Here is a 13,113-nt window from a genome sequence, read left to right on the forward strand (position 1 = left end):
CAGATTTCGAATGACGGACGTTGCGGCACCCTGTTAGAGGGCGCTCTATGGGCTTTCGGGATTTCCTCCTTCTGTTTGCGGTCTGCTTTGTCTGGGGCTTGAACCTGGTCGTTACCCGCTGGGTTGTGGCCGATGCGGGCGTCCCGCCCATCTTCTTTGCCGGCGTGCGCTTTGCGGGCATTGCCCTCGTCCTTATCCCTTTCCTGTTCCCCCTGCCGAAAAACATGGGCATGCTGGCCATGATCTCGATGTGCATGGGGGCGGTGCATTTCGCACTGCTCTTCATGGGGCTCGCCAATGCCGAGGCGAGCGCGGTTGCAGTGACCGGCCAGCTCGGCGTGCCGTTCTCGACCTTGATGAGCATGGCTTTCCTGGGGGAGACGGTTGGCTGGCGGCGCGGCCTGGGCATTATGCTGGCCTTCGCCGGCGTCGTACTGATTGCCTTCGATCCGGACAGCTTCGCGGTAAGCTTCGGCCTCATCTATGTCATCGCGTCGGCGTTGGTCGGCGCAGCCGGCGGCATCCTGATGAAGCGCATGGCGCCGATCAGCGCGCTGCAGCTGCAGGCCTGGCTCGGCCTTTTCAGCTTCGCGCCGCTACTTGCGCTCTCCTTCTTGATCGAGGCGGGACAGGTGGAGGCGTTTTCCGGTGGCGGCTGGCTTGTCTGGCTGGCCACCGCCTTTGCCGTTCTGGGCGTCAGCGTCTTTGGCCACGGGGCCTTCTATACGCTGATCAAGAAGTATGAGATTTCTCTGCTCTCGCCCCTGACGCTGATGACCCCCATATGGGGTGTCGTACTCGCCGTCGCCCTGCTGGGCGAGCCGCTGACCATGAAGCTCGTGGTCGGGGCGGCGGTGTCCCTTGGCGGCGTCTTCGTCATTGCCGTCAGGGCCAACAAGACGATGCCCGAAGCGGCGATAACGGAAAGGATTTCCGCCTCGAAATGACAGCGATGATCCGCCAGCCCAGTCCGAATTTCAATGAGCGGCGTTTTCCGCTCGATATGCTCGTCCTGCATTATACCGGTATGGAAACCGGTGCGGCGGCGCTGGAGCGGATGTGCGATCCGGCGGCTTCGGTCTCGGCGCACTATATGGTCTGGGAGAGTGGCGAGATCGTCCAGCTGGTCGAGGAGGACAAGCGCGCCTGGCATGCCGGCGTCTCCCGCTGGCAGGGCGATGAAGACCTCAATTCCCGCTCCATCGGCATCGAGATCGTGAATGGCGGGCATGACTGGCCTCTGGAAGACGGCCGTCTGCCGCCTTATCCGGAAGCCCAGGTCCAGGCCGTGATCGCGCTCTGCAAAGATATACTCGGCCGCTGGGACATCCCGCAGACGCGCATCGTCGGCCACAGCGACATTGCGCCGGCACGCAAACAGGATCCGGGCGAGCATTTCCCTTGGGTGAAACTCGCCCGTGAGGGGATCGGCCTCTGGCCGCTGCAGCCGGGGACTGGAGAGGCGACGCTGGCGTCCGCGCTGGAGCAGATCGGCTATGATATCGGCGATCTTCCGGCCGCGACCGCGGCCTTCCAGCGCCGTTGGCGCCCGGCACGGATCGACGGGGTGGACGACCCTGAGACCCGCTCTGTCGCCCGGGCTGTGGCCGCCCTCTATTCGGCCGGCTGATCCTCGCCGGTCATGTCGTCCTTGTGGGCCGCGACCTGGTTTGCCCATTCGACGGACAGCGCCGCGCCCAGCAGCAGTGAAGAGACCGAAACCAGCAGCCAGATGAAACCGAGAATGACCGAGGCGAGGGCCCCGTAGAAGGTGTCGAGCACCGAGACCTTGAGGTAGAGATGGTAGGCCCAGGTCGAGACACTCCAGGACAGGGCCCCGGCAGCCGCCCCTGCCGCGACGGCGCGGCCCGAACTGATCCGCCCGTGCAGGGACAGTGAAATGATCAGATAGAAGATGGCGAAACAGGCGAGGAACTTCCCGAGCCAGAGCTGTGAGGCCCAGTTCGAGATATTCTCAGCCAGTTCAAAGGCGATAAAGCCCTGGCGTTCTGTCACGAAAGACATGAGCAGCTGCAGCGCGCCGAGCAGCCAGACCAGCATGATCAGCGCCGTGGTCATCAGGAGCGAGACCCCCTGGAAGCGGATGATGTTGGTTCGTTTCTCCGACCCGGCCACCATGCGGATCCCCGTGATCGCGGCCTTGGCGCCGGAGCTGGCGGTGTAGAAGACGATAAGGATGGCAATGGCCGCACGCACGGTCAGCCCTTGCGGGGTGGCCTCGCGGATCGTGGTGAGGTCTGTCTGGCTAAGCGGGGCGACCGCCGAGGTCAGCACCTGGTCGATCGTGTTCGACAGGCTCTCCGAGAGATCATGCGGCAGCAGAGAGAAGAGCAGGGTCAGGGTGAGGTAGATCAGCGGGAAGATGGAGAAGAGCGCATAGAAGCTGATCCCGCCCGAAACGATCCGGACTTCCGGTTTCGACAGGCGCATGATGGCATGCCAGAGCGGCAGGACCAGCCAGTCGAGAACCGGTTTTGGCACAGGCAGCTTCTCAAGCCAGGCCTTCATCCTTTTCCTTTCCGAATACTGCGCCATCGCTGAGAAGATGGGGCAAGGGGCGATGTCTGGCCAGTCAGTCGCCCATTTGGATTTCGATTTTATTGCCAATGGGCCCGGACAGGCGTATGAGCTTCTCGCACATCGTTCTCGTATTGCCGCGGCTGCTGACCCGACAGGCAATGAAACGAGGACACCTATGTCACATCCGAAAACGCGGGCCGAGCGCCGCGCGCTTGCGCGCAAGCTGGACCGGCGCGTGGATCATCGCGCCGAGGCCAGCCGCCGGCATGGAATCGAGAAAGACTGGAAGAAGCTCTACTGGCGCCGCAACAAGCTTCACCGCGCCCGCCAGATCGGCAAGATCTGGCCGTATTGCGAGTGGGAGAAACTGATGACGGACGCTGCGCCAGTGAAGGTGCTCTTCATATGTTCACGCAACCGGTTGAGAAGCCCGACCGCAGAAGCCGTCTTCCAGGCTGTCCCGGGCGTCGAGGCGCGCTCGGCCGGGACGGCGCGGGATGCGGTGCGGCAGGTCAATCTGTCAGATATCCGTTGGGCCGACCTTGTCGTCTGCATGGAGGACAAGCATGCCAATCGCGTACGGGCCGATTTTCGACAGGCCGCCCGCCACAAGCGTATCTGCGTGCTCGCCATTCCGGACGACTATAAATACATGCAGGAAGAGCTGGTCAGCCTGCTGCGAACCAGGGTCATGCCCTTGATCCGTGCCAGCGAGTGAGCCGTCTTACGGCCCGCACACCCATTGGCCTTCATAGGTGCGCTCGGTGCCATCATCACGCTGGGCGATCATGTCGGCGAAGTGAGAGACGGTTTCGCTCGCCTTCGTCGTGCTGGGATCGCCAAGGGTGACCGTCACCGTCAGGTCCGTGCCCGTGAAGCTGCCGGCCCTGGTCTCAAGCATGTTGAAGTCGCCGGATGTCTTGCCGAGCAGCGCGACTGTTGTGCCATCATCGTTGACGACACCGGTTGGCGGGGTGTCCCCCTGCACATTCGCCCGCGCGGCCATGAGCGACGTGCTGTCGCTGGTGATGAAGGCACAGCCGAGTTCACCTTCGAGCGTAGCGGCATCGGACGACGTAATCTGCCGGAGATTGATAGGCTTGGGTTCGGCTTCGGTCTCGGACATCTCCGAGGTCTCGCTGCCGGACATGTCCATGTCGTCGGATGGCGCCTCTTCAGGCGGTGTGCTCTCATCCGGCATTGTCTCTTCGTCCGGCATCGTTTCCTGCGGAGCAGGTGTTGTCTCCTGCGGAACCGGCTCGTCTGGCGAGCAGGCCGCGAGTGTCAGGGCGATCGGGGCGAGAGCGAAAAGACTTGTGCGCATCATGATGACACAACGATGCACGCCATCGGCAGGTTCCGCAACCATGACTCGCGTTTTGCCGGTTTCATGATTATATCGCCGCCCTGACCAGACGGCCGGGCAGCCGCTGGTGGCAGGCTTGCCTGTCACTGGAGGAAAGTCCGGGCTCCATGGAAACAGGGCGGCGGGTAACGCCCGCCCGGCGCAAGCCGAGGGAAAGTGCCACAGAGAGCAGACCGCTCCGGACCTGGTCCGGAGTAAGGGTGAAAGGGTGGGGTAAGAGCCCACCGCGGAGGCGGCAACGTTTCCGGCATGGTAAACCCCGCCTGGAGCAAGACCGAGTAGGGGGCGCGCATGGGCCGTTTCCAGCCTGCGCCCCGGGTGTGTCGCGTGAGGGCCTTGGCGACAGGGCTCCCAGAGGAATGGTTGCCGAACCCGGAAACGGGGGAACAGAACCCGGCTTACAGGCCGTCTGGTCAGCTTTTCTAGAAGAAGTGGCTCTTGCGCTTGACCTGCATGCGCTCCAGCAGGTCGGTGCGCACCCGAAGCATCTCCGCAGCGACATGGATTTCCCAGAGGAAGTTGCCGATGGCCGCAACAAGCACGCCCATGGTCATGATGAACAGGACCGAGACGAACGCCGACAGGTCATAGGAGAGGAGCTGCCCGGTAAACAGCGTCACGATGACGAGGCAGACCATCAGCATGGCCAGCGCGGCCAGCGTGATCGCACGGTTGATCCAGGCCATGCGCCGGTCAAGCAGGAGGAGTTCCTTCGACCAGCGCGGATGGGTTTCCATCGGCTGCTCGACCGACAGTTCGATTTCCAGTGCCCGGGTGCGGTCGACGATCCGGCCGAGACGGTTGGTGAGGGTGACGAGCAGATGGCCGATACCGGCAATCAGGAAGACAGGCGCGACAGCCAGCTGAATAATGTGGGCAATATCGTCTGCCATTCCGCTCATGGCGATGGCATCGGACTCTGCTCCGCGAAAGTCAAGACGGAACGGTGCGGGAGGGCCGTCTCATTCCGGTTCTGCAAAACCCCAGCCATCTGGTTGATAGCCGCGAGCAAGCGCCATCTTCGTCGTGCGCTCTTCATGCGTCCAGATATCCTGCGGCGTGAAGGGGATGGGACCGACCGTGGCGGCGACCTCATCGGGGGCTTCGGCCTCATTGAGTTCATAACCGAAGCTGGCAAGCGCCTTTTCGAAGGCTTCGCGGCGCGCCTCTTCGCCTTCGATCGGTTTGAAGAAGAGATCGAGCATGATCTCACTATGCGGTTTCACGCCCTGAGTGTCGCGCAGCTGCTCGCAGGTATAGACCGTTTCGGCCTGCTGCTCGGTGAAGTTCCAGTCGGCATCGTCCATGGCGGGTCTGTAGCGCACGGCGGAGCATATTTACAGCCTGAAACACCAGCCGGAGCCACTGATCCCTCGTCGTCGGGCCGGGCTGTAACGGCGCGATGGCCGCATGCGTCTGGCCTTGTTTTATCGCACGCGCATCAATGGTTTGATAATTGCAGGCCGTCAGACCAGAAGATGGTTTTCCTCATTCTGGCACGGGCCCGGTACGGATGAGGGATGACGCGTAATTGTGCCGGCTTGGCCCGCCGGCGAACAGGGATATGTCATGAGCTTCGCGCTGATCGGCCTTATCACAGCTGCGGCTTCGCTGCTGGCGCTCCTGCGTTCGCGGGCCATGATGCTTGGTGTCTTGTGTTCTGCCGCTCTGTTGCAGGCGGCGTCTGCCATGGCATTCGGCTCGGCCAATATCACGCCGGGCCACCTTGCCCTCGGCTTCTTCATTCTTGCCGTTCTCATTCGCCAGGGCGGGCTGGAATATGCCTATGCCGCGATCCAGCCCCTGCGGCCCGGCTTTTTCCTTCTGGCATTGTCTGTCTGGGGCCTGATGGCGAGTTTCGTCATGCCGCGCCTCTTCGCCGGGCAGTTCCTGGTCTTCCCGATGAACCCGGACAGGAAGTTCATCATCGAAGTGCCCTTGTTCCCGTCCAGTGCGAACTTCAACCAGGCGGTCTATTTCCTTGGTGGCCTGCTGACCTTCGCGTTCGTCTCGTCCCTCGTGCGGACGAATGAGAGCATGCACAAGGCCGCCTTCGCGCTCATCATCGCGGCGATCGTCAATCTGGTGATCGTGGCCTTCGACACCATCAGTTTCGCCGTCGGCATGAGCGATATGCTCAACTTCCTGCGCAATGCCGACTATTCGCAGCTCTTCTCGCACCAGTATCTGGGTATCAAGCGGGTGACCGGCTCTTTCCCCGAGGCGTCGAGTTTCGCGGCAACGACGGTGGGCCTGTTTGCCTTCAATTACCGGCTATGGCGCGGAGGCTTCCGGGCTGAGCTGACCGGTGCGGTCGCGCTCTTTTCCTTCATGGCTCTCATCTTTGCCTTCTCTTCGACGGGCTATGTGGCGCTGCTCGTCTTCCTGGCGATGTCCTATGCCCGCGCGCTCACCGGCGGGCAGGGACGCCTTCGCCCGACCAGAGTGACGTCGGCCAACCGCACGATCTTCGTTGCGCTTGGCCCGTTCCTCGCCCTGACAGCGGCGGTGATCGTGGCCGTGCGGCCCGATATCCTGGACCCGATCACCAAGACGTTCGACGAATCCATCACCAGCAAGCTGGGCAGCGCGAGTGGCATGGAGCGGATGTCCTGGAATATGGGCGGCCTGAACGCTTTCGTTCAGACCTTCGGCATCGGAGCCGGGCTGGGTAGCGTGCGTACGTCGAGCTTTGTCGTCGGGGTTCTCGCCAATCTCGGCATCGTCGGCGCGGCGCTCTTCACGGCGTTTTTCGTGCAGCTCTTCCAGGGCAAGATGTCCAAGCGCTCGCGGCTTGGCGATGAGGATTCGAAAGTCATTGCATCGGCCGCCCGCTCGGGCTGTTTCGCCACGCTTCTGGCGGCGATGGTGTCGGCCTCGACGGTGGATCTCGGCCTGCAATTCTACATCATGGCGGGGATGTCCTGCGGCGCGCTCTTCTTCCGGCCGGGCCGGCTTGTCCAGGCCCCGCCCGAGACCGCTGGCGATGGCCCTGTCGAGGAGGGGGCGCCAGTCGGTGCCCGCGACTGGGCCCAGCCAACAGGCCCGCGTGGGTTTCAGGCTTGAGTGGCCGCGAAATCGGCGATGGCTGAGCTCAGCGCTGACAGGTCTTCCGGTGCGATAACATAAGCCGGGGTGAGGTAGACGACCCGGCCCAGAGGGCGGATGAAGGTGCCGCGCTCGATAAACCAGCGCCGGGCGGCCTCGACATCGAAATCATGCGCGAACTCGACGGCGGCCACCGCGCCGCAGGTCCGCACGTCGGCGACATGCGGCAAGTCACTTAGCGGTGTTAGCTCCTCAGCCAGCTGGGCTTGTATGGCGCGAACCTGGTCCAGGCGCGGCTCGGTCTCGAAGAGATCAAGCCCGGCATTGGCAACGGCGCACCCAATGGCATGGCCGGTGAAGGTCGGTCCGTGCATCAGCGCGTGTTCGGCAGAGTCGGTATGGAAAGCCTCATAGACCCGGCGGCTGGCCATTGTGGCCGCCAGCGGCGTGATGCCGCCTGTGAGGGCCTTGCCGAGGCAGATGATGTCGGGTGTGACGCCGGCGCGGTCGGCGGCGAACATCTCGCCGGTGCGGCCGAAGCCGGTGAAGATTTCGTCGAAGATGAGCAGGACGTCATGACGGTCGCAGGCGGCGCGCAGGGCTTTCAGGGTTTCCGGCGAATGCATGCGCATGCCGCCCGCCCCCTGAATCAAGGGTTCGACAAGCACCGCGGCGATGTCGTTGTGGCTGGAGAGCAGCCGGTCGATCGCTTCGGCCCGGTCGTCTGTGTCCGGAAGGTCGGTAACATACTGTTCCGGCACGACCCCGGCGAACAGGCTGTGCATGCCTTCCTCCGGGTCGCAGACAGACATGGTGGCGAAGGTATCGCCGTGATAGCCGCCCTTGAAGGAGACAAAGCGTGTGCGGCGCTCGCCGGTCCGGTTCATGGCGTACTGCACCGCGACTTTCATCGCGACCTCGACCGCCACCGAGCCGGACTCGGTGAAGAAGGTCTTGTAGAGGTCGCCGGGCGTTATCCCGGCAAGGCGTGTGGCCAGCCGGTAAGCCTGTTCATGGGCGAGCCCGCCCAGCATGACATGCGGCATGGCATCGAGCTGTGCATGAGCGGCCTTGAGCAGGGTGGGGTGATTGTAGCCATGAACGCTCGTCCACCAGCTGCCGACGCCATCGATCAGTATGCTGCCGTCTTCCATCTTGAGCCGGGCGCCTTCCGTCGAGGCGATGGGGGACGGGTCCGGCGCGGTCTTCATCTGCGCATAGGGCAGCCAGATATGTTCCAGCCCTGATCTGAACCATTCATTGCTGCGGGCCATGTTTCGTCCTCCTCATGCGGCGGGTGACTTGCGGGGCTCGCGCAGGTCAGTAGGACATGTGCGCAGACAATGCGAGGAAGCGTGACTGCATGAGTTCATTAGAGCGCCTGACACGTCATGCCGAGGCGCGGCTGGAACGGCTGCGTGCGGCAGGCCAGCACCGCAGCCTGAAGCCGACCTCACGCGGCCCCGAGGCCCGCGCAAGACGGGGCGGTCGCGGGCTCGTTTCCTTCTGCGATAATGACTATCTTTCGCTCTCCTGTGACCCGCGCCTCGCTGCGGCTGCCGGCGATGCGGCAAACCGGTATGGCGTCGGCGCCGGGGCCTCGCGGCTGGTGACCGGGGACTGTCCGCTGAATGGCGCGCTGGAGAAGCGGCTGGCCGACATGAAAGGCATGGAGGCCTGCCTCGTCTTCGGCTCGGGCTATCTCGCCAATGTCGGGACGATCCCGGCGCTGGTCGGCAAGGCCGATACGATCCTGATGGACGCGCTGTCGCATTCCTGCATGCATGCCGGGGCGCGGCTCTCGGGCGCCGAGATCCGTGTGTTCCGCCACAACGACGTTGCTCATGCCGGTGAGCTGATGCGCGAGGCGCAGGGGCAGGTCCTTGTGCTGACCGAGACCGTCTTTTCCATGGATGGCGATCTTGCCCCGCTTGAAGAGCTGGCGGCGCTCTGCGAACAGCATGGCGCCTGGCTGATGACGGACGATGCGCACGGCCTCGGTGTGGTTGCGCAGACCAATCCGGCGCCCATCCAGATGGGCACGCTTTCAAAGGCGGCTGGCGCCTATGGTGGTTATGTCTGCGCACCGGCACCGGTGATCGACATGCTGACCAGCCGGGCCCGCAGCCTTGTCTATACGACCGGACTGCCGCCGCCAGTCCTGGCCGCGGCCATCACCGCGCTCGACATCATGAGGGACGAGCCTGACCGGGCCCGCCGGGCCATGGCGAATGCCAAACTGTTCTGTGAGCTGATGGGGCTGCCGGCGCCCGAAAGTGTCATCGTGCCCGTCATCATCGGCGAAGAGAGCCGTGCCATGGCGATCTCCGACGCGCTTGAACGTGAGGGCTATCTCGTCACGGCCATCCGTCCGCCGACGGTGCCGGAAGGGACCTCGCGCTTGCGGGTGACCTTTGCCGCCGGGCATACTGAAGACGATGTGCGCGGGTTGGGTGAGGCGCTCGGCCGGGCCATGGCGGCATGAGCGCCTTCTTCGTCACAGCGATCGGCACCGAGATCGGCAAGACCTATGTCAGCGCCGCCTTGCTGAGGGCATGGACCGGTCAGGGCCATGGCGTTCATGCCCTCAAGCCGGTCATGAGTGGCTTCGGTGAAGACGAACTGGCCGCGTCCGATGCCGGGCAATTGCTGGCCGCTTGCGGGCAGGCGGTCACGCCAGAAACGGTCTCCCGGATCTGCCTGCACCGTTTCGAGGCGCCGCTCGCGCCGAATGTCGCCATGCGGCAGGCCGGTGTCGCGCAGGACTATGATGGCATTCTCGCCTTCACACGCGAGCGCCTGGCGCAGGCTGGAGCGGACCGGATGATCGTGGAAGGGGCTGGCGGGGTCATGTCCCCGCTGACGGATACTGCGCTCCAGCTCGATTTTATGGTTGATCTCGGCCTGCCGGTCATCCTTGTTGCGGCGCCCTATCTCGGCGCGGTCTCGCACACGCTGAGCGCCATCGATGCGCTGCAGGCCCGCGGGCTCGACCTTGCGCAGCTGATCATCTCGCAGCCTGATCCGGAAAGCCCGTCGCCGGCATCCCTGGGGGGGGAAGTCAGCTTGTTCCGCGAGGTGGCGTGGTGTGGGCTCGGCCACGGCGAAGCCTTTAATGCGGGGCGTCTCCCAGGCTGATACGGGCAGGGCTGGTCGCGGCGCTCAACGTGTAATCAGTCCCGGCTTTTTGAGGCTCGCACGGCAAAAATCCATCGCAGGCGAATCAAGGCTATGATGAGGCCGGTAACGGGATAGTCGGGAAAGCCGCCTGATGTCCGCGCACATGCAATGGGCCAGTTTGATTTGAAACGACGATTTTCATCGAATCTTAGCATGCATGTGGAACAGACATCATTGCTGAGTCTGGAGTTGTCTATGCACGTAGCCCGTTATCTTCTCGCGATCGGTGTGTCGGCCTGCCTGTTCCAGGCGTCTGCGCTTGCTGACGGGGCCGCCGAAGGGAGCGTCAGCATACGGGTCACGGTGCCGCCGATTGCGGAAACTCTCGAAGCCCAGTCCACGGGCGCCGGTGGCGGCTGGACGGTCGATGCGCATGGCGGTGGCTTTATGGTCGGGTTTCAGCCCGGCGGCGCGGGCGAAAGCGGCGAGAGCGACCAGCTGTCGATCTATAGCGGGGCGCGCAACCGCGTTCAGGTTGCCTATTTGCGTGGCGGCAAGACCGAGGTTCTCCAGGCGCGCCGCCAGGAGTCCGACGGGGCGCTGCAAAGCAAGGTCTACGACGTTCCGTCCGGTCCGGACGTGCGGGCGAAGTCCGAAATGAACTTTCTTTTCTCGCCGCTCTGAATTCTGCCTCAAATCAATGTCCTGTTTCTGACTGTTCGGACGCAGCGCTCCGGCTTGTGGGCCGGTTAGCGATTTGTTAATGACCTGATCAGTCGGTAAAGGGGACACGACTTGTATATTATCCGTGGTTTGACACGCGGCCATCGTCCGGTTTCCGGGACAGGCCGCCAGTCCATTATCGCCGCTTTCAGATATCTCTTCCTTGCAATCGCCGCATCAGGTGCAGCCCTTGCGGCCAGTGCCCAGTTGACCGTCGACAAGCTCTGGGTCGACTTCGATGCCAATTCCAGCGGGCGTGAAGATGTCCTGCTCAAGAATGAGAGCGACCGGCGCTACTATATTGCCGTCGAGCCTTCCGAGATTGTCGATCCAGGCCTGCCGAGCGAGCGCCGGGTCGAATATGAGGATCCCGAGGAGCTCGGCCTCCTGATTTCGCCGAACCGTCTTATTCTGGATCCGGGCGATGTGCGCGCCCTGCGAATCGTTTCTATCAATGGCGAGGTGGACGAGGACCGTGTCTACAGGGTCCGGGTGACGCCCAAGATCGGCGCCATCAAGGCGAGCGGTGCGGAAGGCGAGGAACGGGGTGTGAACCTGGTCGTCCTGATGGCCTATGACCTGCTCGCCATTGTGCGTCCGCAGGGGGCAAGATCCGAAATCGAGTCGGAACGTACCGAAGACGAGCTGATCCTGCGCAATGTCGGCCGGTCGAATGCATTACTTGTAGATGGAAAAGCCTGCATCGGCGAAAGCGAAAATGAGACGTGTACGCCCCTTCCGGACACCCGGCTTTATGCCGGGGCGGAAGTCCGCTTTGCGTTGCCGGATCCACAGGCGGAGGTCCGTATCAGGGCCCGCGATCGCAGTTATTCGGACTCCAGAAGGTTAACTTTCTAGGGTTTTTATTTTTCTACCTTTAGTTACATACCGGGTGTCCCGTTTTGGGAGTCGATTCGGGCCGAAATTCGCGTAACAGGCGAATTATATGTTTTTATTGGTTTTTCTCGGTTGTCGTATTCTGTGCAATTCAGCAACAAAGTTCACCTGAAATTTAGAAATGTGGGAATCCCCCTTGATGCGAAAAGGTTAATCTGTGTTTATTTGGCACGTGGGGAGGCGCAAACCTTCTCTCCACGACAAGATGGAGAAACCTGTATGATCAAGAAACTACTATTGGGTGCCGGAGTAGCGGCCCTGGTGGCAGGTGCAGCCAATGCGCAGAGCGCGTTTGGTGAAACCGCCTCCGAAGAAGTCCAGATCAATGCGACCGTTGCGCCGATCGTTCGCATTTCCGGGCTCGCTGATGAGCTCAACTTCAATCTGGGCGAAGCCTTCTTCAACCAGTCTGGTCCGAACACGTATCAGAACGACATGTTCTGCGTGTATTCCAACGTCTCGGACGCTGGCAGCTACTCGATCACGGCGTCGGGCACCCCGGCACCGGCCTTCGGCTCCAATGCCTGGGCTATCGAGAACACGGGCGGCGACATCCTCGCCTTCACCATGAAGGTGTTCGATGGCAGCCTCGATCGCGTCGTCGGCCCTGGCGACAACTGGTCGGGCTTCTCGTCCGCCGCATGGACCGGCACGCGTCCGGACACGGGTGACTGCGTCGACACCGGCGACAACACCCGTCTGCAAGTCACCTTCAGCAAGGATGACGTGCTTGGTGCAAACGCTGGTGAGTACACCGGCTCGGTCACGCTTATCGCAAGCGCTACCTGATCTGCTTTCAGACAAAGGCGCCTTCCATGGGGGAGGCGCCTTTGTATCTATTCGAACGGGGACGTCATGAAATCCGGGGCTTTGCTGCCAGCTGCGCTTATATCGGTCCTGCTGACGGCAGGCGCCTTACCCGCTTCCGCACAGGAAGAGAGCGGTGAGACGGCTTCGGTCAAACTATCCTCGGGCCTGCCGGTCGATCTCGACTGGAAGGGACGTGGCGATGTGAAGATCAGCCAGCGGCTGTGCGTTCACAGCACCACAGGCCAGTTCGAACTCAGCATCAGTTCGTCGAGTGGCGGCGGGCTGCAGGGGGAGGCGCAGGTCCCCTACGAGGTCATCGTTGAAGTGAACGGTCGTGTGCAGACCGGCGTAATTTCCCGTGCGTCGCCGGTCTTTCGTTTTCAAGGCACCACCGACCGGGAAAACCGCTGCTCAGGCGCCTCCAACGGCAAGCTGACGGTACGGTTATTGCAGCAGGATGCCCTGGGCGCAGTCGCGGGCAGTTATGCCGATCAGCTGATGGTTTCTGTCGAACCACTCTGAACCGGCATTGGTAGATTAGAGTACGGTCCAAGGGGGGATGGTCCATTACACGGTCCGTTGACGCAAGCCGATCGAATTCCTGGCTT

At 62.5% G+C, this 13,113-nt stretch carries 15 protein-coding genes and 1 other RNA gene; 11 read left to right on the top strand and 5 right to left on the bottom strand.

Annotated elements, in window-relative coordinates; genetic code table 11:
• Positions 1 to 47 precede the first annotated feature (47 nt).
• Together B8784_RS10460 and B8784_RS10465 are read left to right on the top strand one after the other, a co-directional pair.
• A complete protein-coding gene (locus B8784_RS10460; RefSeq protein ID WP_084397908.1) occupies positions 48 to 947 on the top strand; it encodes a DMT family transporter in 900 nt (299 codons plus the stop codon).
• Positions 944 to 1,630 (top strand): N-acetylmuramoyl-L-alanine amidase, encoded by a 687-nt coding sequence (locus B8784_RS10465; protein ID WP_084397909.1) that lies wholly within the window; start codon positions 944 to 946, stop codon positions 1,628 to 1,630. The genes B8784_RS10460 and B8784_RS10465 overlap by 4 nt, the downstream gene beginning before the upstream one ends.
• On the opposite strand, the gene B8784_RS10470 is transcribed toward B8784_RS10465, so the two are convergent.
• Positions 1,615 to 2,529 (bottom strand): YhjD/YihY/BrkB family envelope integrity protein, encoded by a 915-nt coding sequence (locus B8784_RS10470; RefSeq protein WP_084397910.1) that lies wholly within the window; start codon positions 2,527 to 2,529, stop codon positions 1,615 to 1,617. The two genes, B8784_RS10465 and B8784_RS10470, sit on opposite strands and share 16 nt — an antisense overlap.
• A gap of 187 nt (positions 2,530 to 2,716) precedes the next feature.
• On the opposite strand from B8784_RS10470, the gene B8784_RS21935 reads away from it, so the two are divergent.
• On the top strand, positions 2,717 to 3,259 hold the full coding sequence (locus tag B8784_RS21935; protein ID WP_233356062.1) for a low molecular weight protein tyrosine phosphatase family protein: 543 nt from the start codon (positions 2,717 to 2,719) through the stop codon (positions 3,257 to 3,259).
• 6 nt (positions 3,260 to 3,265) lie between these two features.
• Here B8784_RS21935 and B8784_RS10480 read toward each other — a convergent pair whose 3' ends face one another.
• Positions 3,266 to 3,910 carry a hypothetical protein gene (locus B8784_RS10480; RefSeq protein ID WP_084397911.1) on the bottom strand — a complete coding sequence of 215 codons (645 nt, stop codon included), beginning with the start codon at positions 3,908 to 3,910 and terminating at the stop codon, positions 3,266 to 3,268.
• A gap of 42 nt (positions 3,911 to 3,952) precedes the next feature.
• On the opposite strand from B8784_RS10480, the gene rnpB reads away from it, so the two are divergent.
• Positions 3,953 to 4,324, top strand: an RNA gene (gene rnpB, locus B8784_RS10485) — RNase P RNA component class A.
• 5 nt (positions 4,325 to 4,329) lie between these two features.
• Here rnpB and B8784_RS10490 read toward each other — a convergent pair.
• Together B8784_RS10490 and B8784_RS10495 are read right to left on the bottom strand one after the other, a co-directional pair.
• Positions 4,330 to 4,809 (bottom strand): DUF2721 domain-containing protein, encoded by a 480-nt coding sequence (locus B8784_RS10490; protein ID WP_084397912.1) that lies wholly within the window; start codon positions 4,807 to 4,809, stop codon positions 4,330 to 4,332.
• Between the two features lie 60 nt (positions 4,810 to 4,869).
• Complete coding sequence (locus B8784_RS10495) at positions 4,870 to 5,232, bottom strand: hypothetical protein (RefSeq protein WP_143435420.1); 363 nt, start codon at positions 5,230 to 5,232, stop codon at positions 4,870 to 4,872.
• Positions 5,233 to 5,476: 244 nt separating this feature from the next.
• On the opposite strand from B8784_RS10495, the gene B8784_RS10500 reads away from it, so the two are divergent.
• Entirely contained in the window at positions 5,477 to 6,973 is a 1,497-nt protein-coding gene (locus B8784_RS10500; protein WP_084397914.1) for a hypothetical protein, read from the top strand.
• On the opposite strand, the gene B8784_RS10505 is transcribed toward B8784_RS10500, so the two are convergent.
• Positions 6,964 to 8,229: an adenosylmethionine--8-amino-7-oxononanoate transaminase gene (locus B8784_RS10505; protein WP_084397915.1), complete on the bottom strand. Its 1,266-nt coding sequence runs from the start codon at positions 8,227 to 8,229 to the stop codon at positions 6,964 to 6,966. The genes B8784_RS10500 and B8784_RS10505 overlap by 10 nt on opposite strands.
• A gap of 89 nt (positions 8,230 to 8,318) precedes the next feature.
• Here B8784_RS10505 and B8784_RS10510 point away from each other — a divergent pair, with 89 nt between their 5' ends.
• From B8784_RS10510 to B8784_RS10535, 6 genes are all read left to right on the top strand, one after another.
• Positions 8,319 to 9,440 carry an aminotransferase class I/II-fold pyridoxal phosphate-dependent enzyme gene (locus tag B8784_RS10510; protein ID WP_084397916.1) on the top strand — a complete coding sequence of 374 codons (1,122 nt, stop codon included), beginning with the start codon at positions 8,319 to 8,321 and terminating at the stop codon, positions 9,438 to 9,440.
• Positions 9,437 to 10,093: a dethiobiotin synthase gene (gene bioD / locus B8784_RS10515; RefSeq protein ID WP_084397917.1), complete on the top strand. Its 657-nt coding sequence runs from the start codon at positions 9,437 to 9,439 to the stop codon at positions 10,091 to 10,093. The genes B8784_RS10510 and bioD overlap by 4 nt, the downstream gene beginning before the upstream one ends.
• 237 nt (positions 10,094 to 10,330) lie before the next feature.
• Positions 10,331 to 10,759: a hypothetical protein gene (locus B8784_RS10520; RefSeq protein ID WP_084397918.1), complete on the top strand. Its 429-nt coding sequence runs from the start codon at positions 10,331 to 10,333 to the stop codon at positions 10,757 to 10,759.
• 111 nt (positions 10,760 to 10,870) lie between these two features.
• Positions 10,871 to 11,656: a hypothetical protein gene (locus tag B8784_RS10525; protein WP_084397919.1), complete on the top strand. Its 786-nt coding sequence runs from the start codon at positions 10,871 to 10,873 to the stop codon at positions 11,654 to 11,656.
• 258 nt (positions 11,657 to 11,914) lie between these two features.
• Positions 11,915 to 12,484, top strand: coding sequence for a hypothetical protein (locus B8784_RS10530; protein WP_143435421.1), 570 nt, complete (start codon positions 11,915 to 11,917; stop codon positions 12,482 to 12,484).
• A gap of 66 nt (positions 12,485 to 12,550) precedes the next feature.
• Positions 12,551 to 13,027, top strand: a complete 477-nt coding sequence (locus B8784_RS10535) for a hypothetical protein (protein ID WP_084397921.1) — start codon at positions 12,551 to 12,553, stop codon at positions 13,025 to 13,027.
• Positions 13,028 to 13,113: the final 86 nt, after the last annotated feature.

The sequence above is a fragment of the Henriciella aquimarina genome (genome assembly GCF_002088975.1).
GTDB classification, from domain to species: Bacteria; Pseudomonadota; Alphaproteobacteria; order Caulobacterales; family Hyphomonadaceae; genus Henriciella; species Henriciella aquimarina.